Here is a 24,092-nt window from a genome sequence, read left to right as displayed (position 1 = left end):
CCTCCAGACGGCCCGCTACAGTGCTCGGCGTGAAACATGGGGGGATCACGAAATCGGACCGTGCACATGTGCGTTTCGAGTTGAAGTGCCGCGACGACGTGAAGTCGGCGCCGGATGGAGCATCGAACCCCCTGCTGACCGTGAAGGATCCACTTCCGCCCTTGTGTCCCGTGCACGGTGTGCCGGAGATCGAACGAGTGAGGACATGGGTCACCACGAGCCGGAAGGTTCGGCACACCCGTGGTCAAATTCGGATCCTCGGCACCGAGGCCGGAGCTCAGGCGAGCACCTGGCGCGCCCGCGCACAGCACGTACCGCGCCACATCTCGTTCGACGTGCCGATGTGTGCGCGCTGTGTGCGGGTGGATCGGGTGGCGCGATGGGCGATCAAGTTGTTCCTGTTTGCCGGGTTGTTCTGTCTGCTCGCCGTGGTGAATATGGCGATCATCGGGTTGGGGCGTGAACATCCCGGCGTGGCGACACTGCTGGTGTTCGGTGCCATTCTCGTTCCGACCCCGGCGATCTTCGTCAGACAGATGCGTCAGGGCTGGTGGGGTTTCGAGGCTCCGATCGACGGGTCGGCCCTCGTTGTCGCGTACGCCCACCCGAATTTCGTGGCCGAGACGGAGAGGCGACGCGGCCGATAGATCCTCGGCTTTCGCCGGGGAGTGCGGCCTGACATACTCCCTCGCATGGTGAACGGGGACGCCCAGCGGGTCGAGGTGCGGTTGGCAGTCGAATATCCGGGCTCGGGAGCGACGAGCACGCTCGGAGACGGTTCGATGCGACCGATCGATCCCATCCCCCCGATCTGCCCGCGCCACGGAGAGCCCGAGACCGGACGTGTCCGGGTGACGGTCGCGGCCGACGCGTCGGAGCCCCGCCAGGGATCGAACCGGTTCGGTTCGGCGCTCGAGGCCGCCTACACGGTGCAGGTCGCCGCGGTGGACTGGCCTGTGTGCGCTCGCTGCGTCGCCGTCCGCACGCGGTGGCAGATCGCCGCCGCCGCGACCTGCACGGTCCTCGGCGTCATCTTCCTCGCGCTGGTGTTCGCGCTCGTGCAGGGCGCTCCCAAGATCTACGGTCTCGCGCTGCTCAGTGTCTTCGGTCTGTCGTTCCTCCCGATCTACGTCGCCCTGCGGGTGCTCGAACCGAAGCGGGCGTCGCTGGGAATGTCCGTGGCCGAGGACGGTTCGGAACTCGTCATCTCGCAGGCGCATCCGGAGTTCGCGCGGGCGGTCGCGGCGCAGCGGATGTAGCCACCGTTTCCCTTCTCCTGCGGCGTTGACTTCCCGACCGGCCGGTTCATACTCGAACCGGGGGTCGATCGTCTCGTTTCACAGGCAGGAGAGTGCCGTGAAGATCGAACATTCCACTCCGGCGTCCACCTCGGAACTCGGTTCGGAGGAGAAGAGGGCTCTCGCCGTGCGGTCCATGATGATCATGGTCGACGGTGACCGCAGCGTCTTCGAGGAGGTGGTGTCCGCCGATGCGGTCAACCACGAGGCGAAGGACGAACCGCCGGCCGCGAGAGCGCCGGGGCCCGAGGGTTTCTTCGCGACTGCACTGTGGTTGCGCGAGGCCTTCGCGGACCTGAGGTTCGAGGTGAGGCACGTCGTGGAGGAGGACGGTCTCGTCGTCGTCGACTCCGTCATGTCGGCCCGGCACGAAGGTCCGTTCGTGACCTACGACGAGTACGGGCGCGTCGATCAGGTGTTCGCGCCCACGGGGAAGCGGTTCTCGGTGCGGCAGACCCATTGGCTGCGGGTGGCCGACGGCAAGGTGGTCGAGCACTGGGCCGTACGCGACGATCTCGGAATGGCGAAGCAGGCCGGATGGGTGCCACCGAACCCCATCTCGCTGACGCGGAACGTTCTCGCAGCACGGAAGCTGCGCAAGCAGATCAGAGCGGGTCGAAGCTGATGTTCTGACGCGGGGTGCCTGCCGCCGACAACGCGTACAGCGTCGTGCGGATCATCGACGGCGACCCGGCGATCTGGATCTGACGGTCGGCCCACGTGCCGAACTGCCCGGCGACCTTACCGAGCTTGCCGTACATCGGCCGGTTGAGGCCGGTGGGCGGTTCCTTCACAGGAACCGGGTGCCACCAAGGGTTCTCCTTCTCCTCGAGCACCGGCACGATGGTCAGCCACGGGTTGGTCGTGGCGATCTGCCACAGCGTCTCGAGGTCGTACAGGTCGCACGGATACTTGCCGCCGTAGAACAGGTGGACGCGCGGGTTGTCGCCGCGCATCGCCATCTCCATGATCTGGGCGCGCATGGGGGCGAGTCCGGTACCGGACGCGATCATCAGCACGTCCTGGCCGCTCTCGCGGTCGACGTGCAGGCCACCGAGCGGTGGGCCGATCGTCCATCGGTCACCGACGGCGGTCTCGCCGACGAGCGCCGGGCTCACCCATCCGGTGGAGACCCGTCGGACGTGGAATTCGATCTGCCCGTACGGATTCGGAGGGATCGCCGCGGACAGGTACCGCCACATGTGCGGGCGCTGCGGGATCTGCACGCTCATGTACTGGCCGGCGTAATAGGGGATCGGGCTGTCGGCCTCGAGCCGGATGATCGCCAGATCGGGGAGCACGCGTTCGTGGCCGACGACGGTGGCCCCCCACGAGGCGGGCAGGTCGTCGGTGGCCGCGGCGGTCGCCATCGTATCGACGACCCCGTCGACGACCTCGGCCCAGGTGCGCTCGAGCGCGGCCGTCCACAGGATCAGGGGAGTGCACTCGCGGACCGCGGCGAGCAGTGCGTTGCCCGCGACGCGGTAGTGCAGCGGCTCGACCCCGTACTTCCGGTGGTCGCGCGCGAGCTGGGCGAGGAACCTGTCGACGGTGCCGGGCTCGTGGAGACGGGCGACGACCCAGCCGACCGCGGTCGCGAAACGCTGCCGCATCGACTCCATGCCGGCGGGGAACAGTGAGCGGATGCCGGTGGACTCGCTCCACATGGCGTTGTAGAACGCCGTCGCGAACCGTTCGGCTCCGGTGGGGGTGGCGATGATCGACGCGAAGCTGAGCTGAACCCGGGCGATGGCGAAAGCCTCCACGCCATCCTCCCTGTATCCGTGCTGCGCGAACGCCGCCACTGTAGTCGGTTGCAGGGCGCCCGGCCACTGACCGCCGGGTCCGTCACAGTCTGCAAGCGGTTTGTGTTCAGAGTCACTACACTCAGGAAAGTTGAGTGGAACAAACTCAACTTATGATCCGTTGAAGAATTCGACATCACCGAGACCTGCCCGGTGCAGGGAATCGGGTGCAGAATCGACATGGGGCACTCGCCTGCGCGGGAGTGCACCGAGAAAGAAAGGGGCGCGCAGTGGACTCGTTCAATCCGACGACCAAGACCCAGGCCGCACTCACCGCTGCACTTCAGTCGGCGTCCACTGCGGGCAACCCGGAAATCCGTCCGGCACACCTGCTCGTGGCACTGCTCGACCAGACCGACGGCATCGCCGGCCCGCTGCTCGAAGCGGTGGGCGTCGACCCGGCCGCGGTCCGCAGGGAAGCCGAGGACCTCGTCCGTCGTCTTCCGCAGACCAGCGGGGCGACCACCACACCGCAGCTCGGGCGTGAGGCGATCGCGGCCATGACTGCGGCACAGAAACTCGCCACCGAACTCACCGACGAATTCGTCTCCACCGAGCACGTCCTCGTCGGCCTCGCCGGTGGCGACTCCGATGTCGCGAAGCTGCTCGCCGGGCACGGCGCAACGCCGACCGCCCTGCGCGACGCCTTCACGACCGTCCGCGGCAACCGCCGCGTGACCTCCGCCGACCCCGAGGCCAGCTACCAGGCCCTGGAGAAGTACTCCACCGATCTGACGGCGCGGGCGCGCGAAGGCAAGCTCGACCCGGTCATCGGTCGCGACAACGAGATCCGCCGTGTCGTCCAGGTGCTCTCCCGCAGGACCAAGAACAACCCGGTCCTCATCGGTGAGCCGGGCGTCGGTAAGACCGCCATCGTCGAGGGCCTCGCCCAGCGCATCGTCGCCGGGGACGTGCCCGAGTCGCTGCGCGGCAAGACCGTCATCTCGCTCGACCTCGGCTCGATGGTCGCGGGCGCGAAGTACCGCGGCGAGTTCGAGGAACGCCTCAAGGCCGTGCTCGACGAGATCAAGGAATCGGCCGGGCAGATCATCACCTTCATCGACGAGCTCCACACCATCGTCGGTGCGGGCGCGACGGGCGAGTCGGCGATGGATGCCGGCAACATGATCAAGCCGATGCTCGCCCGCGGTGAGTTGCGGCTGGTCGGTGCCACGACCCTCGACGAGTACCGCAAGTACATCGAGAAGGACGCGGCTCTCGAACGTCGCTTCCAGCAGGTCCTCGTCGGGGAGCCGAGTGTCGAGGACACCGTCGGCATCCTGCGCGGCCTCAAGGAGCGCTACGAGGTGCACCACGGCGTGCGCATCACCGACTCCGCGCTCGTCGCGGCGGCGACGCTGTCCGACCGGTACATCACCTCGCGCTTCCTGCCCGACAAGGCCATCGACCTCGTCGACGAGGCGGCTTCGCGCCTGCGGATGGAGATCGATTCGCGTCCCGAGGAGATCGACAGCGTCGAACGCATCGTCCGTCGCCTCGAGATCGAGGAGATGGCGTTGCAGAAGGAGAGCGACGAGGCCTCGAAGGAACGCCTCGAGAAGCTGCGCGCCGAACTCGCCGACGAGCGGGAGAAGCTCAACCAGCTCACGACGCGCTGGCAGAACGAGAAGACCGCGATCGACTCCGTGCGGGAGATCAAGGAACAGCTCGAATCCCTGCGCGGCGAGGAGGAACGCGCCGAACGCGACGGCGACCTCGGCAAGGCCGCCGAGCTGCGCTACGGCCGCATCCCCGAGCTGGAGAAGAAGCTCGAGGCGGCAGCCGCCGCGTCGGGTGCCACCGCCGGTGGTGACCTGATGCTCAAGGAGGAGGTCGGCCCGGACGACGTCGCCGACGTCGTCGCGGCATGGACCGGCATCCCCGCCGGCCGCATGCTCGAGGGCGAGACCGCCAAACTGCTGCGGATGGAGGACGAACTGCGCAAGCGGGTCGTCGGCCAGGACGTCGCGGTGCAGGCCGTCTCCGACGCGGTGCGTCGTGCACGTGCCGGTGTCGCCGACCCGAACCGTCCGACGGGGTCCTTCCTGTTCCTCGGTCCGACCGGTGTCGGTAAGACGGAGCTGGCCAAGGCGCTTGCGGACTTCCTGTTCGACGACGAACGCGCCATGGTGCGGATCGACATGTCCGAGTACAGCGAGAAGCACTCGGTGGCACGCCTCGTCGGTGCGCCTCCGGGCTACGTCGGCTACGAGGCCGGCGGTCAGCTGACCGAGGCCGTGCGGCGCCGCCCCTACACGGTGGTGCTGTTCGACGAGGTCGAGAAGGCCCATCCGGACGTCTTCGACACGCTGTTGCAGGTGCTCGACGACGGTCGTCTCACCGACGGCCAGGGCCGCACGGTCGACTTCCGCAACACCATCCTGATCCTCACCTCGAACCTCGGTGCGGGTGGCGACAAGGAACACGTGATGGCGGCGGTGCGGGCGGCGTTCAAGCCGGAGTTCATCAACCGGCTCGACGACGTCGTGGTCTTCGACCCGCTCTCGGAGGAGCAGCTCGAGAAGATCGTCGACATCCAGCTCGACCAGTTCGCCGACCGCATGTCGGCACGGCGACTGACGTTGGACGTCTCGAACACCGCGCGGTTCTGGCTGGCGGTACGCGGCTACGACCCGCAGTACGGTGCACGTCCGTTGCGCCGCCTGATCCAGCAGGCGGTCGGCGACCAGCTCGCCAAGAAGCTGCTCGCCGGTGAGATCAAGGACGGAGACACCGTCCACGTGGGCGTCAGCGAGGACGGCGACCACCTCGTGATCAGCGCCTGACGGCACCCGTGCGCGGTCTCGGTGGCAGGAGCCGCCGGGGCCGCGCGCGCCTACTCTGGAAGGCGTTATGACGAATCCCCAGGATCCGCGCACCCCGCAGGAACGGGCCTACGCACTCGACGAGTCGTCGAACGGGACGGACGACGACGCGACCCGCGTGCTGCACACCGACGACCCGACCGAGGCGTACGGGCGGCCGGTCACCAACCCGACGGTGGCGTACACCCGCTACGAGCAGTGGGGCGCGCAGGGGAGCGAGTACCAGCCCACCCAGGCATATCCGTCCCCGCAGGGTCCTCCGTCGCAACAGCCGTATCCGCCTCGGCCGGGTTACCCGCCCCCGCACGGCTATCAGCCCACGCAGATGCTCCCCGGTTACGACCCCGCCAACCCGCAGACGGCGATGAGCCCGGGGTCGGGAACGCCGGGACAGGGAATCCCCGGGCAGCCACCCACGGGTCCGGTGCCCGGCGCGGATTCCGGGAAGCCGCGCGGCCCGCGTTGGGGACTGATCGCGCTCGCGGCCGTGGTCCTCATCGCGCTCGGCGGCACCATCGGGTTCCTGCTCAGCCGGCCCGACGACTCCACCTCGCGGGTCGCGTCGGATCGCGCCCCGGCGACCGTCGTGCCTCCGCCGACGGCGACTCTTCCGCCGGCACCCGAACCGACCGCCCCGGGACTGCCTCTCGACCGGATCCCGGGTGGACTCGGCGAGGTCATGGGCGACGCGGGTGCGGTCGTGGGCACGATCACCGCGAACGACGGCGGCAGCATCACCCTCGGCGTCATCGGTGGTTCGACGGTCACCGTCGTCCTCACCCCCGACACCGAGATCATCACCCTGACCGGCAACACCGCCGACAACCTCGAGGTCGGAGCGACCGCCGTGGCGACCGGCAGCGCCGTCGAGCAGGGACGGATGACCGCCGAGACCGTCGTCAGCGCGTCCCTCCCATCCTTCGGTGGTTCGGGCCGCTGACCCGCTAGGCTGACTCGACGATGACTGTCATGTGGTTCTCTCTGGCCGCGGTCGCACTGCTGGGTGCGGTCGCGCTGCTCTACGTCGACCGGACGCGGCGGGAACAGTCGGGTCGTATCCGGGAGATCTGGGCCAAGGCGCAGGGCTACAAGTACACCTCCGCCGAGGACCACCTGCCGTCCACCTGGCACCGCGCGGCGCTCGCCAAGCAGGAATATCTCGGCGCGATCGACATCGTCCGTGGGGTTCGCCGCGGCGAGGAGTTCGTCCTGTTCGACATCGAGGAGACCGCGACGATCGTCGCGGTCCGGCGCAAGGTCGGCTCCGACGTCGACATCGATCTGCGGCTCAAGTCGACGCCGCCGCCGAAGGACCCCGACATGAACCTGCTCGGTTCGATCGGCCCGCGCATCGTCTTCGCCACCGACCTCGAGATCGCGCGACGCGTGTGCGACCAGCGGATGGTCGCGTTCACCGAGTCCATCCCCGACCACGTGCAGATGCTGTGGAGCGAAGGCGAGTGGACGCTCGGCTCGATCCCCGTCGGCAGCTCCGGACGCGAATGGGACTCGGCCATCGAGACCGTCGCGCGTTTGTCGGGCATCCTCCACGTGCTGCCGCCCGTCGTCGAACCCGAGGAACTCGACCGGGGGTCGCAGGATCCGGGACGGCCCTCCGCCCGTCACTGAGGCGGAACGCCGAGAATTGTCACTGAGGTAGATCCTCGAGAGGTGGTCGCGCGCGTCGCGTGTCGTTAGTGTGGCGGCCATGACTTCCGCCCGCCCCGTCGCGCTCGTGACCGGCCCCACCTCGGGAATCGGTGCGGGTTTCGCCCGCACCCTCGCGAGTCGCGGTTACGACCTCGTGCTCGTCGCCCGCACCCGTCCCGCCCTCGACGAACTCGCCGCCGAGCTGAAGCAGAAGTTCGGGGCGGCATCGGAGATCATCGTCGCCGACCTGGCGGCCGCCGACGGTCGCGATCTCGTCGTCGAGCGCCTCGGTCGCGGCGTCGACATGCTCGTCAACAACGCCGGCTTCGGCACGACCGGCGAGTTCTGGACCGCCGATCCGGCGCTGCTGCAGGCGCAGCTCGACGTCAACGTCACCTCGGTCGTCGCGTTCACCCGTGCCGCGCTCCCGTCGATGATCGAGGCGGGCCGGGGCGACATCGTCAACGTCGCGAGCGTGGCCGGTCTGCTGCCCGGGCGCGGTTCCACCTACTCCGGCAGCAAGGCCTATGTCGTGTCGTTCACGGAAGGACTGGCGGGCGGTCTCGCCGGCACGGGCGTGCGGGTGCAGGCACTGTGCCCCGGCTTCGTGCGCACCGAATTCCATCGGCGTGCCGGGATCGACATGTCGTCCACCCCGAACCTGATGTGGCTCGACGTCGACGAGGTGGTGCGCACCTCGCTCGCCGACCTCGACAAGGGCGAGGTCCGCAGCATCCCCGGGCTGCAGTACAAGGTGCTCGCCACGGCGGGACGACTGGTGCCGCAGAACCTCGTGCGGAAGCTGACCAACACCTTCGGCAATGGTCGCGGCCGCACCTGATCGTCGCCGGACGAACTGACGGCGGGTGTTGCCAGATCACGGTACGGATACACCGTGTAGGACACGCCGGGTGCAGTCTTCGACGCGATTCGTGCGCTCGGTACATTTCTGCGCGTGACGTCTGTGGCTGTGGTGCTCTGTGTTGCTGTCGTGGTTGCGGTGGTGCTGTGGTTGCGTACAGGCGTGCGCCGTCTTCGGACGTTGCAGCAACGCCACCGGGAGAGCCTGCGCCTGCTCCTCCACGAACTCGACGACCGCTACGATCTCGTGCCCGCGCTCATCGCGGCGTCGGCCGGTGCCGGCGTCGAACGTGAGCGCATCCGGCCCGTCGTCGGCTCCCGCTCGCTCGCCATCGGCGTGCGCGACCAACGCCTCGGCCTCACCGAGCGCGCCGGTGCGGAGAACGCGCTGTCCGCGACGCTCCACGAGCTGATCGGTGGCCTCGAAGGGGTCAACCACTGGCCGTTCATCCGGGTCGCCCGGGAACTGCAGACCCGCGAGCAGCGCATCGCCGGAGCCGTCCGCGTGCACAACGACCTCGGTGGCGCCCTGAACACCGCGGTCGGCCGATTCCCCACGTCGTTGTTCGCGAAGCTCGCGGCCGTCGGCCCGGTCGTGCTGTTCGAGGCGCCCGCGCCCGTCGCCGCATCCGAGCCGGCCCGCAGGCACGAGACCGTCGATGCGAAGGTTGTCGAGAACGACGTCCGGTCGGAGTCCGAGGCGACCTCCGACACCGTCGCTGCCTGACCTGCGACCCGCAGCGACTAGGCTCGTTCCCCGACACGAGCGCGACCGCACCGGCGTCGCGCCGCCGAACGACGGGTGAGGACGCAATGAGTGACCGCGACGAACTGGCAGCACTGGTACGCGAGCTGGCGGTGGTGCACGGCCGCGTGACCCTGTCGTCCGGTAAGGAAGCCGACTACTACGTCGACCTGCGCCGCGCGACCCTGCACCACAAGGCCGGCCCGCTGATCGGCAAGCTCTTGCGCGAACTCGTCTCCGACTGGGACTTCGACGCCGTCGGCGGCCTGACCATGGGTGCCGACCCGGTCGCTCTCGCCGTCATGCACGCCCCCGGCCGTCCCATCGACGCCTTCGTCGTCCGTAAGGCCGCCAAGGCACACGGCATGCAGCGGCAGATCGAGGGACCGGACGTCACCGGCAAGCGCGTGCTCGTCGTCGAGGACACCACCACCACCGGCAACTCGCCGCTCACCGCCGTCAAGGCGCTGCGCGAGGCCGGTGCCATCGTCGTGGGTGTCGCGACCGTCGTCGACCGCGCGACCGGCGCCGACGAGGTCATCGCCGCCGAGGGCGTCGAGTACCGTTCCCTGCTCGGCCTCGCCGACCTGGGTCTGGACGACAAGTAGCCGCGTGGAGGCGCGGGTCCGGCAGACCGTCACGCATCTCGCGGACGGCCGGGAACTGATCTACTTCGACGACACCGAGCCGTTCGTCTCCGGTGCCGCGACCCGCGACCTCCACGACCGCCGCGACCTGCCGCCGGTCGCGGCGACCTCCGAGATGCGCCGCGACCCGCTGACGGGGGAGTGGGTCACCTTCGCGGCGCACCGCATGGACCGCACCTTCCTGCCGTCGGCCGTCGACTGCCCGCTGTGTCCGAGCAGGGCCGATGCGTGCACCGAGATCCCGGCCGACGACTACGACGTCGTGGTGTTCGAGAACCGTTTCCCGTCGCTCGGGGCGCCCTCGGCCGGTGGGGATCTCGTCGACGACGAGGGTCTGTGGCCGCGACGACCGGCGACCGGCCGCTGCGAGGTCGTCGCGTTCACCCCCGACCACGACGCCCGGTTCGCCGACCTCTCCGTATCCCGGGCGCGCACCGTCATCGATGCGCTCGCCGCCCGCACCGCCGCGCTGTCGCAGCTGCCGGATGTCGAGCAGGTCTTCTGTTTCGAGAACCGGGGTGTGGAAATCGGTGTGACACTGCAGCATCCGCACGGACAGATCTACGCCTATCCGTTCGTCCCGGCGCGCTCACAGGCCCTGCTCGACCGCGCCCGCGAGCATCGCGGGCGGACCGGCAGGTCGTTGCAGGGCGATATTCTCGACGCCGAACGACGCGCGGGCACCCGGCTCGTGGTCTCCGGCGACGCGTGGTCGGCCTATGTTCCCGCCGCGGCGCGCTGGCCCGTCGAGGTGCACCTCGTCCCGCACCGCGACGTCCCGGATCTCGCCGCCCTCGACGAGCACGAACGCGACGAACTCGCCGCCGTCCAGCGCGACCTGCTCGGCCGCGTCGACCGGTTCTTCCCCGGTGTCGACCGCGCCCCCTACATCGCCGCCTGGCACCAGGCACCGGTCGGTGCACCTCGCGGGGACGTGCGGCTGTTCTGCCAGATCTTTTCGTTGCGGCGGGCCCCGGACAAGCTGAAATATCTCGCCGGATCCGAATCCGCGATGGGCGCGTGGATCAGCGACACCACCCCCGAACGGATCGCCGAACGTCTGCGTGAGGTGGCGCCATGACACTCGCAGCGACCGCCCGCGCACTGTTCGCGGCCGAGTTCGGCACCGAACCCGAGGGCTGCTGGTGCGCTCCCGGGCGTGTCAATCTCATCGGTGAGCACGTCGACTATGCCGGGGGTCTGTGCCTGCCGATGGCGATCCCGCAGGTCACCGTCGTCGCGGTACGTCGCCGCTCCGATCATCTGCTGCGCGTGCGCAGTTCCGGTTTCGACGGCGTCGACTTCGATCTGCGCGACCGGCACGTCGACGGCTGGGCCGCCTACGTCGCCGGCGTGATCTGGACGCTCGACCCGCCGGGATTCACCGGCGCGGACATCGCGGTCGCATCGGACGTGCCCGTGGGAGCGGGACTCTCGTCGTCCGCGGCGCTCGAGACGTCGGTCGCGGTGGCACTCGCCGACCTGTCCGGGTTGCCCCTCGACGACGACGGTCGTGACCGGCTCGCCGCGGCGTGCGTGCGCGCGGAGAACGACTACGCCGGTGCTCCCACGGGTGGGCTCGACCAGCGGATCGCCCTCCACGCCCGCCTCGGCCACGCGCTGCTCCTCGACTTCGCCGACGGCAGCAGCGAACACATCCCGTTCGACGCGGAAGCCCGTGGGCTGACCGTGCTGGTCGTCGACACCGGCACCGGACACGAGCTCGCCGACGGACAGTACGGGCAGCGCCGCCGTGAGGTCGAGGACGCCACCCGACTGCTCGGTGTGGAGAGCCTGCGCGACGCCTCGTCGGCGGACCCGATCGACGATCCCGTCCTGCGTCGCCGCGCCCGGCACGTGATCGACGAGATCGCCCGAGTTCAGGAGGCCGCGGAGTTGTTGCGGGCAGGGCGGATCCGGGATCTCGGACCCCTGCTCGATGCGTCGCACCGTTCGTTGCGCGACGACTTCGAGGTCAGCTGCCTCGAACTCGACACCGCCGTCGACGCGGCCGTCGCTGCCGGTGCACTCGGCGCCCGGATGGTGGGCGGCGGTTTCGGCGGGTCGGCGATCGCGCTGTGCGAGGACGACCGCGTCGACCCGGTGCGACAGGCCGTCGCCCACGCCGCTGCACGTCGCGATCTTCCGGCGCCGACCTTCCTGCGCGCCACGGCGTCCGGCGGTGCGCGCCGCTGCTGACCCCTCCCGGGTACTGTGCGCGCATGGGTTGGTTCAGTCGCACGAGGTGGGGTATCGAGCACGCGGTGTTCGCGGCGGTGTCGGCCGCCACCGTCGTCGGGGGAGTGTCGGGGAACGAGACGCTGCAGCGGGTCGCCAAACCGCTCATCGCACCGGCGCTCGCCGTGCGGGTGCTGCGCCGCTCCCGCGACACCGATCGCGCCGACACCGCCCTGCTGGTCGCGGGTCTCGCGGCCGCCACCCTCGGCGACATCGCCATGATCCGCTCCGACGAGGACCGTCGGATCCTGAGCGGTGCAGCCTGTTTCGGCGTCATGCAGACCGCCTACTCGAGCATCCTCGTCCGGCGTGGTGCGCGGGTGTCGAAGCCGGTCGCGGTGCAGCGTGCCGGGGCTCTGGCCGGTGCGGCCGGTCTGCTCGCCGCCCGCAACCGCTCGGTGGCCGCGCCGCTGACCGGATACGGCGCCCTGCTCGCCACCACCGCGACCCTCGCCGGAGACCCCGCACTCGCGCCCGGTGCGCGAGTGCGCGCGGGTCTGCCCGTGCCGGGTGCCGACCGGCGCAGTTGGCTCGGTCTCGGCGGCCTGATCTTCACGCTGTCCGACGGATCGATCGTGGTGCGCCGCACCCTGCTGAAGGACGAGAAGACGCGCGCGGCGGCGGAAGGATTCGTGCTGGCCACCTACGTCGTGGCCCAGCTGCTGCTCGTGGAAGGGCTTCTCGCTCTCACGAGCCGGGACCTCTAGGGGTAGAGGACGATCCGGTCGCGGTCGAGCGGATCCACCCAGATGCTCACGACCTCACCGGCCACGTAGCGGTGCAGGTCGCGGCGGTCGACCTCGTAGACGACGGTGCCGCGATAGGGTTCCGATCCGGGCACCGTGAGCTCGAGGTCGAGCCGCGTCAGTTGACCGGTCGAGGTCATGTCGAGCGGTGTCGCGGAACGGATGGTCGCCCATCCCTCGTAGCCCTCACGTTCGATGCGGCGCATGACCTCCGAGCGACGACCTGCGAGCGCCACCGACAGGCCGAGCACGGTGCCGTACAGGCAGACGAGGAAGACCACCTGGAAGCCCTCGGTGCCGGGTTCGGAGATCGGCAGGAACAGGTGCATCCACAACGCGAGAACGACGACATATCCCACGGTGACGAACGCGACGGTGGCAACGATACGACGATTCACAGCTTCTCCGATCCCAGCCTATCCCCGCTGTGCGCCGTCGGCTCCCGCCCGCGATTAGGGTGATCCCATGTCCGTTCCCAGCGTGGTGATCACCGGCGCCGCCGCCGGTATCGGTCGCTCCACCGCCCTGCTCTTCGCCCGTCACGGTTACCGCGTCGGTGCCTTCGACATCGACACCGTGGGGCTCGCGAGCCTCGCCGAGGAGGGCGCCTCGATCACCGCCGGACGGATCGTCACCGGTGCCCTCGACGTCACCGACACCTCCGCGTGGACCCGCGCCCTCGAGGACTTCTGCACCGACGGTCGGCTCGACGTCCTCGTCAACAACGCCGGGCTGCTGTCGTCCGGGCCGTTCGAGGACATCCCGGCGAGTCGGCACCGCCAGCTCGTCGACGTCAACGTCACCGGTGTCGTCCTCGGCTGCCACGCGGCCTTCCCGTATCTCCGCGACACCCCCGGCGCGCACATCGTGAACATGTGCTCGGCGTCGGCGCTCTACGGACAACCCGAGCTCGCCACCTACAGCGCTACCAAGTTCGCGGTGCGCGGTCTGACCGAAGCACTCGAACTCGAGTGGGCACGCCACGACATCAAGGTGCAGGCGCTGTGGCCGCTGTTCGTCGACACGAACATGGTCGACGGGATGGATATCGGCTCGCGACGCTCCCTGGGCGTGAACCTCGGCGCCGACGACGTCGCCCGCGCGGTGTTCGACGCGACCCGCCCCACGCGGCGCTCGGGACGGGTGCACAGGCCCGTGGGCCGGCAGGCGACCGTGCTCGCCACACTCGCCCAGGTGTCGCCCGGATGGATGAATCGCCTGGTCAACCGGCGCCTGACCGGCCACTGACACCGCTCGATAGAGTGACACCCGCACGTCGTCGGGAAGGGTGTTGCGTGAGAATTCGGATGTGGCCGGTCGCAGTCGTCGCGGGTACGACACTGTTCGTCGCAGGATGCGGAGGCTCCGCGGACGGGCCGGAGGCCGACTCCGGAGCGACGTCGACGACGACCTCGGCGGCTGCCTCGACGACCTCGCCCACGACGGTCGCTCCGAGCACCACCGAGGAGACGACCCCGTCGACGACCGAACCGGCTCCCGAGCCGGAGACCTCCCCGGAGGCACCGGCTCCGCTCGCGCAGGTCGAGTACCAGCGCAACGAGTCGTACTACTTCAGCAGCCCCGACGGCACCTTCGAATGCGGCATCGTCCGGCTGCCCACCCGCACCGAGGCGGGCTGCGAGGGACCGACCGATCCGATCCCGCCGCGCCCCGAGGACTGCATGGTCAACTGGGGGCTCGGCATCCGCGTGCAGGACTCCGGCGAAGGCGAGTTCGTGTGCTCGGGCGGACCGGTCTACCTCTCGCCCGACGGGGCGAGCCCCGTCCTGCCGCCGGGATCGTCGCTGTCACAGCTCGGCTACACGTGCGCCACCACCGCAGCCGACGTGACCTGCACCAATGATGCCACCGGCCACGGTTTCCGCGTCGCAGCAGGTTCGAACGAGACGTTCTGACGGTGACCGACACGCATTCCGAACCGGCCGTAGAGGACGCGGCGGGCCCCACCGAGTGGGGTGAGCACCCGCACGGCGTCGGACCGTGGATCGAGGAGTTCGGCACCGAGCCGCCGACCGATCCGCGCTACGATCCCGAACTGCTCGCCCACGGCGACCGGCGCAACGTCGTCGACGCCTACCGCTACTGGACCCGTGAGGCGATCGTCGCGGACATCGACCGTCGCCGGCACCCGCTGCACGTCGCCATCGAGAACTTCGCGCACGACGCGAACATCGGAACGGTCGTCCGCACCGCCAACGCGTTCGCCGTGGGCACCGTGCACATCGTGGGACGACGCCGATGGAACCGGCGCGGAGCGATGGTCACCGACCGCTACCAGCATCTGCTCCACCACCCCGACGTCGACGCGCTCGTCGCATGGGCGGCCGAGCAGGACCTCGAGATCGTCGCGGTGGACAACACCCCCGGCTCGGTCCGGTTGGAGACGGCGACCCTGCCGCGCCGCTGCCTGCTGCTGTTCGGGCAGGAGGGTCCCGGCGTCACCGAAGCGGCCCGCAACGTCGCCTCGATGACGGTCTCCATCGCCCAGTTCGGCTCCACGCGGTCCATCAATGCGGGTGTCGCCGCGGGGATCGCGATGCACGCGTGGATCCGGCAGCACGCCGATTTCTCGGACGCCTGGTAACACCTGCCCCGCATTCCGGGATGAAAGTCGCGCGGACCGTCGTCGGGGCGGCCGCCGGTCGGGCAGTGTGGAGGGTGATGAACACCGCAGCAGGACAGCGTTCGGACGGAGTCGAGGCCGCCCGGTGGTCGGAGCGGGCCGACGCCGCGGAGGGTGCGATCGTGTCGCGGCACCTCCGTCGTCTCTGGGCCCTGCCCGGCACCGCGCTCGGGGTGGTCGGATGGCCCGCCGTCCGACGTGAGCGACTGTTCCTCTCCTGGCACTACTGGTGGCAGGCACACCTGATCGACACCGCCGTCGACGCCGCCGAGCGCGACGCGACCCCGCGCCGCCGGCGCCGTGTCGTGCGGCTCGCGCGCACCCACCGCATCCGCAACCTCACCGGCTGGACCAACAACTACTACGACGACATGGCGTGGCTCGGCCTGTCGCTCGAACGGGCCGAACGGCATCTCTACGTCGACCACCGCGGCGCGATCGCGACCCTCGTCGACGAGCTCGTCGACGCCTGGCAACCCGAGAGCGGCGGCGGAATCCCGTGGCGTCGGCGGGACAACTTCTTCAACGCCCCCGCGAACGGTCCGGCGGCGCTGCTGCTCGCCCGCACCGGCAAGGTCTACCGCGCCGAGGAGATGGCCGACTGGATCCACGAGGTGCTGCTCGACCCCGAGACGGGTCTCGTCCTGGACGGCATCCGCGACGGCGTGCACGAACGCGCGATCTACAGCTACTGCCAGGGTGTGACCCTCGGCCTGGAGACCGAGCTCGCCCTGCAGCTCGACGACCCGCGGCATCGCCGCAGGGTCCACGCGCTCGTGGCCGCGGTCGACGATCACCTCACCGAATGCAGTGTCGTCACCGGCGGGGGAGGCGGCGACGGGGGACTGTTCAACGGGATCCTGGCCCGCTACCTCGCGATGGTCGCCACGACACTGCCCGTCGTCGACGGTGACGACATCCGCGCCCGCAACGTCGCGGCACGGATCGTGCTGGCGTCGGCGGAGGCCGCCTGGGAGAACCGATTGCAGGTCGAGGAGCTGCCGGTCTTCGGTCGCGACTGGTCGCGGCAGGCGCGGCTGCCCGGCCTGGGCACCTCGGTCGCGCGGTTCGCGGGCGGCACCGTCCGCGAGTCGGCCGTCGCCGAACGTGACATGTCGGTGCAGCTCGGCGGGTGGATGCTCATGGAATCGGCCTACGCTGTTGCGGCCTCGCGGTCCTGAAACGGAAGAAGGTGGATTCCGACCCGTTCGTTCGACGGGCGGAATCCACCTTCTGTGGTGCGAGGACCGTTCCTACGTGCTCTCGATGCGGTTGATGGGCATTGTCGCGGGCTCGGCCTCGGCGGCCGACGCCTCACCGTTCTTGGCCGCACGACGCGAGCTGAGCACGCGCTTGCCGACCTCGGTGATGATCGGGATCACCGAGACGAACACGATGCCCAGGAAGATGATGTCGATGTTGTCGGCGATGAAGGTGATCTGGCCCAGCAGGTAGCCGAGCAGCGTCACGCCGGCGCCCCACACGATGCCGCCGAGGACGTTGTAGGTGATGAACACGCGGTAAGGCATCTTCGCGGCGCCCGCGACGAGCGGGGCGTAGGTGCGCACGATCGGCACGAAACGTGCCAGGAAGATCATCGCGGGACCGTGACGCAGGAAGAACTGGTGCGCCTCGTCGATGTAGGCCTGCTTGAAGAGCTTCGCATCGGGCTTGAACAGCCTGGTGCCGCCCTTCGCGCCGATGAGGTAACCGACCTGGTCGCCGAGGACGGCCGCGATCGGGATCGTCACCATCAGCACCCACAGCGGGGCGAACGGCTCGACCTCCGCCGACTTGGCCGCCGCGATCAGACCCGCGGTGAACAGCAGCGAGTCGCCGGGCAGCAGCGGGAACAGCAGACCGGATTCGATGAACACCACGAGCAGCAACCCGATGAGCATCCAGGTCCCGAACGAATTCAGGAGATTGACAGGATCGAGAAACCCCGGAAGCAGTGCCAGGTTGGTCGTGGGGACCGAAGTAATCACGATGTGCGAGAATACCGATTCACGAACCGATCCTCCGACCCGGTACAGCGTTCGGCGTCGTTCTTCAGCGTTGTTCGATACTTCGTGCTTGCTCCGCTGCCTCCACGGATGCGCGGGCATCAGCGGCATAAACCCGGCGTTGGACCAGAGCGACCACGCCGACCACAGCGGCACCGGCCACGAACAGACCCGATGCGAGTGGCCAGCCGTCGCCTACGCCGAGGAGTGCTCCGGTATCCGTCTGCCACGGCCACAGCGCACGTAGTGAGCCGAGCATCAGACCCGCTGCGGCGACCATGGCCGCGGTGTGATGGCGTTCCAGCAGCCATTCGAGTACGCGCACGAACGTCACCACACCCACCAGTGCCCCGAGCACGAACACGCCCAGGTATTGCACGTTCCGATCGTCGACGGCGGCCATCGTCGGCGCGTAGAGGCCGACGACCAGCAGGAAGAACGATCCCGAGACACCCGGCAGCACGAGAGCGCAGACTGCCACGGCCGCGGCGCCGAAGACCAGGATCAGGGACGGATCGGACATCTCGCTGCGAGGCAGCGACGTCAGCGCGAACACAGCGGCGGCCATCAGTACGAACAGAGCGCACGCGCGGCCCTTCGCTCCCCGTGCACGTAGGGCTCCGCGTTCGATTTCCAGGAAGGGGACGATCACCGACGTCGCGATCATTCCCATGAACAATGCCCGGGAATAGACGGGCTGGTTGCTCACGAACGACTCCATGACCCCGGCGATCGAGAACACGGCGACCACCATGCCGACAGCGACCGGAATCAGAAGCCACCAGTCGACACGTCGCAGAGCGGTCCGCCAACCCGCTCCCCCGACCATCGCGCGGGGGACGTCCGTGATGTGCTTGCCGGACGCGATCAGGCGACTGTAAATCCCTGTGACCAGAGCCACTGTACCGCCCGACACGCCGGGTACCGTCTCTGCAACTCCGATCAGGCCGCCTCGCGCGACGTTGGCGAGCATCTCGGCCGGCTTCGGTTGGGCGGTGCGGTCGTCGTCCTCGGGTTTCGCCTCCGAGCGGGCCTCCGTCATCACGGCTGCCATCGTAGTGGCACTCGGCCGGGCACAGCCGCACGTGACTTCGCGGATGCACTCAAGCGTTCGACGTCCGGAGTTGCCATAATGCAGGGACAACGCGCCGCCGCCCACATCGGCCGAGCGCACAGACACGTCGACATGGAGGTCACCTGCCGTGCCCATCGCAACTCCCGAGGTCTACGCCGAGATGATCGCCCGCGCCAAGGAGCACTCCTTCGCGTTCCCGGCGATCAACTGCACGTCGTCCGAAACGATCAACGCCGCCATCAAGGGCTTTGCGGACGCCGGCAGCGACGGCATCATCCAGTTCTCGACCGGTGGCGCCGAGTTCGGCTCGGGCCTGGGTGTGAAGGACATGGTCACCGGTGCCGTGGCACTCGCCGAGTTCGCTCACGTCGTCGCCGAGAAGTACGACGTGACGATCGCCCTGCACACCGACCACTGCCCGAAGGACAAGCTCGACGGCTTCGTCCGTCCGCTCATCGCGATCTCGCAGGAGCGCGTGAACAACGGACAGAACCCGCTGTTCCAGTCGCACATGTGGGACGGCTCGGCCATCCCGATCGACGAGAACCTCGAGATCGCGCAGGAGCTCCTCGCTGCCGCCAAGGCCGCGAAGATCATCCTCGAGATCGAGATCGGCGTCGTCGGCGGTGAAGAGGACGGCGTCGAGAACGCCATCAACGACAAGCTCTACACCACGGTCGAGGACTTCGAGAAGACCGTCGACGCGCTCGGCGCCGACAAGGGCCAGTACCTGCTCGCTGCGACCTTCGGCAACGTCCACGGCGTCTACAAGCCGGGCAACGTCAAGCTCAAGCCGTCCGTCCTCGCCGAGGGCCAGGCCGCCGCGTCGAAGAAGCTGGGTCTGCCCGAGGGGTCGAAGCCGTTCGACCTCGTCTTCCACGGCGGCTCGGGCTCGCTGAAGTCGGAGATCGACGAGGCGCTGAGCTACGGCGTCGTGAAGATGAACGTCGACACCGACACGCAGTACGCGTTCACCCGCCCGATCGCGGCACACATGTTCAGCAACTACGACGGTGTGCTCAAGATCGACGGCGAGGTCGGCAACAAGAAGACCTACGACCCGCGCAGCTACCTCAAGAAGGCCGAGGCGTCCATGACGCAGCGTGTCATCGAGGCCTGCAACGACCTCAAGTCGGCGGGACGCTCGGTCTCGGCCAAGTAATACCTACCGATACCCGAAGGGCGCCGACGTTCTCGTCGGCGCCCTTCGTCGTCCCTGCGGTGTGCAGAAATCGTCGCGAAGGCGAACGACGATTTCTGCACACTCGTGGTTGCTGTCGTCCCGTTATTCGCTGCAGACCTTCCACTGCTCACCGTCGAGCGTGAGGTCGAAGGTGCGGTCGGTGACATCGGCGGGATTGTTCACCGTATGTGCGGTGACCTGCGCGATGGCGGTGCCGTCGGTGATCTGGATGCGGTCGACGCTCGTCACCACCGGGATCTCGCCCTGTTCGACGGCGAGCCGGTGGATGTCGCGGAAGTTCTCCGGATCGACCGTCTCGTAGAAGTCGGAGAGCGCTCCGCAGGTCGACTCCCGCAGAGTCCCCAGGTCGCCCGATTCGAGTGCTCCGACGAAGGTGTCGATGCCCGCGCGGATCCGGCTCTCGGGGGAGTTGTCGGCGCGGTCCTTCAGGAACACGATCACGCCGGCCGCGACGATCGCCACGACCACCAGCACGGCCGCTGCTCCGACAGCGATCAGCCGACGACCGCGGCTCTTGTCGCGGGCCGGCGGGATGCGCGTGGGCGTGGGCTGGACGGCGACGCGGACGGGCTCGGGCTGCACCGGCGGTTCCTCACCGCGCGGTGAGATGCGCTGCGGCGGGGCCTTGGGCACGTGGCTGCGGACCGGGATCTGCACGGTGGGCGCGTCGGCGGCGGAGGTGGCCTCGGGCTCGGGTGTGGGCGTGGGTTCCGGTTCGGTGGCCGGACGGGACTCGGTGGTCTCCGGTTCGACGACGGGAAGCGCCACGGTTTCGTCCGTGGTGATGCTCTCGTCCGTAGCCTGCTTCGGCTCGTCGGCCTGCTCTGCTTTGTCGCTGCTCGCGTCGGCATCAGCGGACGCCGCCTCGGTGGTCGGCTTCTCCGGTTCCTCGGAGACCTGCTCCGCCGGCTCGTCGGCCTCCTCGGCTTTCTCGGACGCTGCTTCCTCGGGCGCCGCATTCTCGGACGCTGCTTCCTCGGCCGTCGCCGGCTCGACGGCGGGTTCGTTCTCCGTACCCTCGGCCGGTGTTTCGACAGGAGGGGTCGTCGAAGTCTGCTCGGGTGACTCTTCGTTCTTCGGGTCCGACAACGTGCTGCACCTCGCTCGACGGCCTGCGGTTACCCGGGGACTCTATCGAGCCTTCACGACGGAAGGGCAGAATGACCCCATGACGTCTTTCGGTGATCTTCTCGGACCGCAGCCCACCCTTCTCCCCGGCGACGACGACGCGGAGTCGGCCCTGCTGAACAACGAGGACCCGGCGAAGGTCGCAGCCGACCATCCCACCGCCTCGATCGCCTGGGCGTACCTCGCCGAGGCCGCACTCGACAGTGGCGAGACGATCCAGGCATACGCCTACGCACGCACCGGATATCACCGCGGTCTCGACCAGCTGCGCCGCAACGGCTGGAAGGGTTTCGGTCCCGTGCCCTACAGCCACGAACCCAACCGCGGTTTCCTGCGTTGCGTCGCCGTCCTGGCCCGGGCAGCCCGAACCATCGGTGAGTCGGACGAGCACGCCCGCTGCCTGGACCTGCTCGAGGACTGCGACCCGCGGGCAGCGGAAGAACTCGGCGTCGAATAGACGCCCGTACATGTCTGTGTTGAACAGACTGTCCGCGGCGACCCGGCGTCGACCCACCCGTCAGGGAGCTCGTAAACGCCTGACCGACTCGTTCGAACGGCTGCGCACATCGGCGCTGCCGATCGTGCAGTGCGCGCTGGCGGCGGGCCTGGCGTGGTGGGTCGCGAAGGATCTGGTCGGGCACCAACAGCCCTTCTTCGCCCCCATCGCGGCAGTCGTCTCCCTCGGGCTCGGTCTCGGCGCCCGATTGCGGCGTTCCGTCGAACTCGTCTGCGGTGTGACCGTCGGGATCGGCGTGGGCGACCTGCTCGTCTCGCTGATCGGCAGCGGACCGTGGCAGATCGCGCTCGTCGTGACCATCGCGATGAGTACGGCGGTCGCGTTGAACAGCGGCCCGATCTTCGCGATGCAGGCCGGGAACTCCGCGGTGCTCGTGGCGACGCTGCTGCCACCCGGTGGCACCGGTGGGCCCGATCGGATGGTCGACGCCCTGGTCGGGGGTCTCACGGGCATCGCGGTCGTCGCGATGATCCCCACCCATCCGGTGCGGCGTGCCCGGCGCAACGCCGCCGAGATCCTCGCCACGGCGAGCGAGGTCCTGAGGAAGGTCGAGGCCGGGCTCGTCGAGAACAACCCGAAACCGATCGAGGACGCCCTCAAGCAGGCGCGGGCCACCCAGCCCGCGATCGACTCGATGCGCACCCACCTCAAGGGCGGTCGGGAGATCAGCCGGATCTCGCCGCTGTACTGGAACAGCCGCAAGCGTCTCGCGGTCCTGACGGCTGCCGCCGACCCGATCGATCACGCGATGCGCAACATTCGCGTGCTCGCGCGCCGGTCGCTGACCCTCGTCCGCGACGACGAGATCCTTGATCCGCGGCTCGTGCAGCGGTTCGCCGAGTTGGCCGATGCGGTGGACGTGCTCCGCGAGATGGTTCTCGCGGAGCCGGGGGAGCAGCCCGACCAGGCCGAGGCTGCACGTGTGCTGCGCAGCATCGCCAAGAAGATGGATCCCGAACTCATCGCCGGGGCAGGAGTGTCGGCCACGGTGGTGTTCGCGCAGATGAGGTCACTGATCGTCGACCTGCTGCAGACCGCCGGACTCAAGCGAATCACCGCGATCGCGACCCTTCCCCCCACCGTCGAACATCCGGCCTACGACCCGGACGAGTAAGCCCTCCGAGCCCGCCGGGCACGTAGCCGTTGAAACATATGCGCATTCGTGCATACGATGGCCCGAGGTTCGGAGAGGGAGTTCGATGGGTTCGGGTCACGGGCACTCACACGGCGTCGGCCACGGTCACGGTCAGGGCGCCGGTCCCACGCGCGCCGTCATCCGGCGCATGGCCTTCGCGCTGGGCATCCTCGGAGCGTTCTTCGTACTGGAGGCGCTCGTCGGTCTCCTGATCGGCTCCCTCGCCCTGCTCGCCGACGCGGGCCACATGCTCACCGACGTCGTCGGGGTGTCCATGGGCATGGTCGCCCTCATCCTGGCCCGGCGCGGGAGCAGCGCGGCGTCGCGCACCTTCGGCTGGCACCGCGCCGAGGTCCTCACCGCGATGGTCAACGCGGTGCTGCTGCTCGGCGTCGCCGGCTGGGTCTTCTACGAGGCGATCGACCGCATCGGCGACGCCCCCGAACTCCCCGGCCTGCCCATGATCGTCACCGCCCTCGCGGGACTGGCCGCCAACATCGTCGTGATGCTCATGCTGCGGGCGGACGCGAAGGACAGCATCGCGGTGCGCGGCGCCTACATGGAGGTGCTCGCCGACGCCGTCGGATCCGTCGGCGTCCTCATCGCGGGCGCACTCGTCATGATCTTCGGCTGGAGCCTGGCCGACGTCGTCGTCGGTGTGCTCATCTCCCTGTGGGTCGTGCCGCGCGCCCTGCGACTGGCCGCCGAGTCGCTGCGCATCCTCACGCAGACCTCGCCCGCACATCTCGACGTCGACCTCCTGCGCACCGACCTGCTCGCGCTGCCCGGCGTGTGCGGCGTGCACGACCTGCACGTGTGGACGCTGACCACCGGCATGGACGTCGCGACCGTGCATCTCGTCAGCGACCACGACCCGCAGTGGATCCTCGACTCGGCGCGCACCGCGCTGTCGTCGCACGGACTCGAGCACGCCACCGTCCAGGTGGAGTCGACGGTCGACGGCAAGCAGTGCGAGAAGGACGTCACCTGGTAGCTCACCGCGTCAACCGGTTCGGACGCAACGTCCACCGGCCCGGCCCGCCGTAGAGCCGGACGACGTCGAGCGGTCCCACGTCGACCCTCCGGAACGACGACGCCGGAGCATCGAGAGCGCACACCGTTGCCGCTCGCACGACCGCGGGGTGCGTCACCACCCCGACCCGTTCGTAGCCGCCGTCCTGCGTCGCCAGCCAGGTGCCGATCCGGTCGATGAGGTCCTCGACGGACTCGCCGCCGTGCGGTGCCGCCGCCGGCTCGGTCAGCCACATCGTCAGGTCGCTCTCGGGCAGCTCGTCCAACCCCACCCCACACCATCTGCCGTAGTCGAGCTCGCGCAGCGCCGGGTCGATCTCGGCGAGGACGCCGAAGGCATGGACCGTGTCGACCGCGCGTCGCTCCGGTGCACACACCCACCGGTCGACGACCGGCACCGCGACGCGTCCGAGTTCGCGCCGGCCTCGTTCGGAGATCGGTTCGTCGCACGGAAACCGGGCCTGTTCCGTCGCGTGCGTGGAAGCATGTGCGACGAAGAACAATCGGGTCACGGCAGGTACGTCCTCTCCGCTTGA

Annotated in this window: 26 protein-coding genes; 20 read left to right on the top strand and 6 right to left on the bottom strand. The window is 69.0% G+C overall.

Going from position 1 to position 24,092, the window contains the following annotated elements; all coding sequences use genetic code 11:
- Nucleotides 1-68 precede the first annotated feature (68 nt).
- The 3 genes from AC0LPE_RS19535 (at nucleotide 69) to AC0LPE_RS19525 (ending at nucleotide 1,923) form a co-directional block, all read left to right on the top strand.
- Nucleotides 69-647 carry a hypothetical protein gene (locus AC0LPE_RS19535; protein WP_059384650.1) on the top strand — a complete coding sequence of 193 codons (579 nt, stop codon included), beginning with the start codon at nucleotides 69-71 and terminating at the stop codon, nucleotides 645-647.
- Between the two features lie 45 nt (nucleotides 648-692).
- A complete protein-coding gene (locus AC0LPE_RS19530; protein ID WP_006553007.1) occupies nucleotides 693-1,259 on the top strand; it encodes a hypothetical protein in 567 nt (188 codons plus the stop codon).
- A 97-nt stretch (nucleotides 1,260-1,356) separates the two neighbouring features.
- Entirely contained in the window at nucleotides 1,357-1,923 is a 567-nt protein-coding gene (locus AC0LPE_RS19525; RefSeq protein ID WP_039585569.1) for an ester cyclase, read from the top strand.
- Here AC0LPE_RS19525 and AC0LPE_RS19520 read toward each other — a convergent pair.
- Nucleotides 1,904-3,064: an FAD-binding oxidoreductase gene (locus tag AC0LPE_RS19520; RefSeq protein WP_059384663.1), complete on the bottom strand. Its 1,161-nt coding sequence runs from the start codon at nucleotides 3,062-3,064 to the stop codon at nucleotides 1,904-1,906. The two genes, AC0LPE_RS19525 and AC0LPE_RS19520, sit on opposite strands and share 20 nt — an antisense overlap.
- Before the next feature lie 269 nt (nucleotides 3,065-3,333).
- Between AC0LPE_RS19520 and clpB the strand changes: the two genes are divergently transcribed.
- From clpB to AC0LPE_RS19475, 9 genes are all read left to right on the top strand, one after another.
- Nucleotides 3,334-5,889, top strand: coding sequence for an ATP-dependent chaperone ClpB (clpB, locus tag AC0LPE_RS19515; RefSeq protein WP_490605026.1), 2,556 nt, complete (start codon nucleotides 3,334-3,336; stop codon nucleotides 5,887-5,889).
- A 67-nt stretch (nucleotides 5,890-5,956) separates the two neighbouring features.
- Nucleotides 5,957-6,868 carry a hypothetical protein gene (locus AC0LPE_RS19510; RefSeq protein ID WP_490605025.1) on the top strand — a complete coding sequence of 304 codons (912 nt, stop codon included), beginning with the start codon at nucleotides 5,957-5,959 and terminating at the stop codon, nucleotides 6,866-6,868.
- A gap of 29 nt (nucleotides 6,869-6,897) precedes the next feature.
- Nucleotides 6,898-7,557, top strand: a complete 660-nt coding sequence (locus AC0LPE_RS19505) for a type III secretion system chaperone family protein (RefSeq protein ID WP_145692341.1) — start codon at nucleotides 6,898-6,900, stop codon at nucleotides 7,555-7,557.
- A gap of 79 nt (nucleotides 7,558-7,636) precedes the next feature.
- Nucleotides 7,637-8,419 (top strand): SDR family NAD(P)-dependent oxidoreductase, encoded by a 783-nt coding sequence (locus AC0LPE_RS19500; protein WP_490605024.1) that lies wholly within the window; start codon nucleotides 7,637-7,639, stop codon nucleotides 8,417-8,419.
- Nucleotides 8,420-8,578: 159 nt separating this feature from the next.
- Nucleotides 8,579-9,166, top strand: coding sequence for a LemA family protein (locus AC0LPE_RS19495; protein ID WP_490606373.1), 588 nt, complete (start codon nucleotides 8,579-8,581; stop codon nucleotides 9,164-9,166).
- An 86-nt stretch (nucleotides 9,167-9,252) separates the two neighbouring features.
- The gene (gene pyrE / locus AC0LPE_RS19490; RefSeq protein WP_016691489.1) at nucleotides 9,253-9,792 is read left to right on the top strand and encodes an orotate phosphoribosyltransferase; all 540 of its coding nucleotides are present in this window, start codon (nucleotides 9,253-9,255) and stop codon (nucleotides 9,790-9,792) included.
- 4 nt (nucleotides 9,793-9,796) lie between these two features.
- Nucleotides 9,797-10,912 (top strand): galactose-1-phosphate uridylyltransferase, encoded by a 1,116-nt coding sequence (galT, locus tag AC0LPE_RS19485; RefSeq protein WP_160876837.1) that lies wholly within the window; start codon nucleotides 9,797-9,799, stop codon nucleotides 10,910-10,912.
- On the top strand, nucleotides 10,909-12,030 hold the full coding sequence (gene galK / locus AC0LPE_RS19480) for a galactokinase (RefSeq protein WP_160876835.1): 1,122 nt from the start codon (nucleotides 10,909-10,911) through the stop codon (nucleotides 12,028-12,030). Before galT ends, galK begins: the two co-directional genes overlap by 4 nt.
- 23 nt (nucleotides 12,031-12,053) lie before the next feature.
- Complete coding sequence (locus tag AC0LPE_RS19475; protein WP_088898895.1) at nucleotides 12,054-12,776, top strand: lysoplasmalogenase family protein; 723 nt, start codon at nucleotides 12,054-12,056, stop codon at nucleotides 12,774-12,776.
- Here AC0LPE_RS19475 and AC0LPE_RS19470 read toward each other — a convergent pair.
- Nucleotides 12,773-13,213 carry a hypothetical protein gene (locus AC0LPE_RS19470; protein WP_490605023.1) on the bottom strand — a complete coding sequence of 147 codons (441 nt, stop codon included), beginning with the start codon at nucleotides 13,211-13,213 and terminating at the stop codon, nucleotides 12,773-12,775. The two genes, AC0LPE_RS19475 and AC0LPE_RS19470, sit on opposite strands and share 4 nt — an antisense overlap.
- A 67-nt stretch (nucleotides 13,214-13,280) precedes the next feature.
- Between AC0LPE_RS19470 and AC0LPE_RS19465 the strand changes: the two genes are divergently transcribed.
- The 4 genes from AC0LPE_RS19465 to AC0LPE_RS19450 all read left to right on the top strand — a co-directional run bounded on the left by AC0LPE_RS19465 (nucleotide 13,281) and on the right by AC0LPE_RS19450 (nucleotide 16,640).
- Nucleotides 13,281-14,063, top strand: a complete 783-nt coding sequence (locus AC0LPE_RS19465) for an SDR family oxidoreductase (protein WP_490605022.1) — start codon at nucleotides 13,281-13,283, stop codon at nucleotides 14,061-14,063.
- A gap of 59 nt (nucleotides 14,064-14,122) precedes the next feature.
- On the top strand, nucleotides 14,123-14,731 hold the full coding sequence (locus tag AC0LPE_RS19460; protein WP_490606372.1) for a hypothetical protein: 609 nt from the start codon (nucleotides 14,123-14,125) through the stop codon (nucleotides 14,729-14,731).
- Nucleotides 14,732-14,733: 2 nt separating this feature from the next.
- The gene (locus tag AC0LPE_RS19455; RefSeq protein ID WP_145692342.1) at nucleotides 14,734-15,420 is read left to right on the top strand and encodes a TrmH family RNA methyltransferase; all 687 of its coding nucleotides are present in this window, start codon (nucleotides 14,734-14,736) and stop codon (nucleotides 15,418-15,420) included.
- A 77-nt stretch (nucleotides 15,421-15,497) separates the two neighbouring features.
- Nucleotides 15,498-16,640, top strand: a complete 1,143-nt coding sequence (locus AC0LPE_RS19450; RefSeq protein ID WP_490605021.1) for a glycoside hydrolase family 76 protein — start codon at nucleotides 15,498-15,500, stop codon at nucleotides 16,638-16,640.
- A 72-nt stretch (nucleotides 16,641-16,712) separates the two neighbouring features.
- Here the strand turns inward: AC0LPE_RS19450 and AC0LPE_RS19445 are convergent, their stop codons facing one another.
- Together AC0LPE_RS19445 and AC0LPE_RS19440 are read right to left on the bottom strand one after the other, a co-directional pair.
- Nucleotides 16,713-17,447 carry a VTT domain-containing protein gene (locus AC0LPE_RS19445; protein WP_490605020.1) on the bottom strand — a complete coding sequence of 245 codons (735 nt, stop codon included), beginning with the start codon at nucleotides 17,445-17,447 and terminating at the stop codon, nucleotides 16,713-16,715.
- Between the two features lie 64 nt (nucleotides 17,448-17,511).
- Nucleotides 17,512-18,519: a DUF368 domain-containing protein gene (locus AC0LPE_RS19440; protein ID WP_490605019.1), complete on the bottom strand. Its 1,008-nt coding sequence runs from the start codon at nucleotides 18,517-18,519 to the stop codon at nucleotides 17,512-17,514.
- 148 nt (nucleotides 18,520-18,667) lie between these two features.
- Here AC0LPE_RS19440 and fbaA point away from each other — a divergent pair, with 148 nt between their 5' ends.
- The gene (gene fbaA / locus AC0LPE_RS19435) at nucleotides 18,668-19,702 is read left to right on the top strand and encodes a class II fructose-bisphosphate aldolase (protein ID WP_016691499.1); all 1,035 of its coding nucleotides are present in this window, start codon (nucleotides 18,668-18,670) and stop codon (nucleotides 19,700-19,702) included.
- Between the two features lie 123 nt (nucleotides 19,703-19,825).
- Here the strand turns inward: fbaA and AC0LPE_RS19430 are convergent, their stop codons facing one another.
- Nucleotides 19,826-20,833, bottom strand: a complete 1,008-nt coding sequence (locus AC0LPE_RS19430; protein ID WP_490605018.1) for an Rv0361 family membrane protein — start codon at nucleotides 20,831-20,833, stop codon at nucleotides 19,826-19,828.
- 79 nt (nucleotides 20,834-20,912) lie between these two features.
- On the opposite strand from AC0LPE_RS19430, the gene AC0LPE_RS19425 reads away from it, so the two are divergent.
- From AC0LPE_RS19425 to AC0LPE_RS19415, 3 genes are all read left to right on the top strand, one after another.
- Nucleotides 20,913-21,329: a DUF3151 domain-containing protein gene (locus AC0LPE_RS19425; RefSeq protein ID WP_006552986.1), complete on the top strand. Its 417-nt coding sequence runs from the start codon at nucleotides 20,913-20,915 to the stop codon at nucleotides 21,327-21,329.
- 10 nt (nucleotides 21,330-21,339) lie between these two features.
- Nucleotides 21,340-22,503, top strand: coding sequence for an FUSC family protein (locus AC0LPE_RS19420; RefSeq protein ID WP_490605017.1), 1,164 nt, complete (start codon nucleotides 21,340-21,342; stop codon nucleotides 22,501-22,503).
- Between the two features lie 85 nt (nucleotides 22,504-22,588).
- On the top strand, nucleotides 22,589-23,518 hold the full coding sequence (locus AC0LPE_RS19415; protein ID WP_016691502.1) for a cation diffusion facilitator family transporter: 930 nt from the start codon (nucleotides 22,589-22,591) through the stop codon (nucleotides 23,516-23,518).
- Between the two features lies 1 nt (nucleotide 23,519).
- On the opposite strand, the gene AC0LPE_RS19410 is transcribed toward AC0LPE_RS19415, so the two are convergent.
- The gene (locus AC0LPE_RS19410) at nucleotides 23,520-24,068 is read right to left on the bottom strand and encodes a histidine phosphatase family protein (RefSeq protein ID WP_145692345.1); all 549 of its coding nucleotides are present in this window, start codon (nucleotides 24,066-24,068) and stop codon (nucleotides 23,520-23,522) included.
- Nucleotides 24,069-24,092 lie beyond the last annotated feature (24 nt).

This window comes from Rhodococcus sp. S3, assembly GCF_058211795.1.
This window is presented reverse-complemented; position numbering and strand designations above follow the sequence as displayed.

Bases quoted from the DNA above. Each gene is read 5' to 3' on its own strand.
- AC0LPE_RS19465 (WP_490605022.1), top strand. From the start codon at position 13,281: ATGTCCGTTCCCAGCGTGGTGATCACCGGCGCCGCCGCCGGTATCGGT.
- AC0LPE_RS19530 (WP_006553007.1), top strand. From the start codon at position 693: ATGGTGAACGGGGACGCCCAGCGGGTCGAGGTGCGGTTGGCAGTCGAA.
- AC0LPE_RS19510 (WP_490605025.1), top strand. From the start codon at position 5,957: ATGACGAATCCCCAGGATCCGCGCACCCCGCAGGAACGGGCCTACGCA.
- pyrE (WP_016691489.1), top strand. From the start codon at position 9,253: ATGAGTGACCGCGACGAACTGGCAGCACTGGTACGCGAGCTGGCGGTG.
- AC0LPE_RS19505 (WP_145692341.1), top strand. From the start codon at position 6,898: ATGTGGTTCTCTCTGGCCGCGGTCGCACTGCTGGGTGCGGTCGCGCTG.
- AC0LPE_RS19450 (WP_490605021.1), top strand. From the start codon at position 15,498: ATGAACACCGCAGCAGGACAGCGTTCGGACGGAGTCGAGGCCGCCCGG.
- AC0LPE_RS19440 (WP_490605019.1), bottom strand. From the start codon at position 18,519: ATGGCAGCCGTGATGACGGAGGCCCGCTCGGAGGCGAAACCCGAGGAC.
- AC0LPE_RS19415 (WP_016691502.1), top strand. From the start codon at position 22,589: ATGGGTTCGGGTCACGGGCACTCACACGGCGTCGGCCACGGTCACGGT.
- AC0LPE_RS19460 (WP_490606372.1), top strand. From the start codon at position 14,123: ATGTGGCCGGTCGCAGTCGTCGCGGGTACGACACTGTTCGTCGCAGGA.
- AC0LPE_RS19420 (WP_490605017.1), top strand. From the start codon at position 21,340: ATGTCTGTGTTGAACAGACTGTCCGCGGCGACCCGGCGTCGACCCACC.
- AC0LPE_RS19500 (WP_490605024.1), top strand. From the start codon at position 7,637: ATGACTTCCGCCCGCCCCGTCGCGCTCGTGACCGGCCCCACCTCGGGA.
- AC0LPE_RS19425 (WP_006552986.1), top strand. From the start codon at position 20,913: ATGACGTCTTTCGGTGATCTTCTCGGACCGCAGCCCACCCTTCTCCCC.
- AC0LPE_RS19475 (WP_088898895.1), top strand. From the start codon at position 12,054: ATGGGTTGGTTCAGTCGCACGAGGTGGGGTATCGAGCACGCGGTGTTC.
- galK (WP_160876835.1), top strand. From the start codon at position 10,909: ATGACACTCGCAGCGACCGCCCGCGCACTGTTCGCGGCCGAGTTCGGC.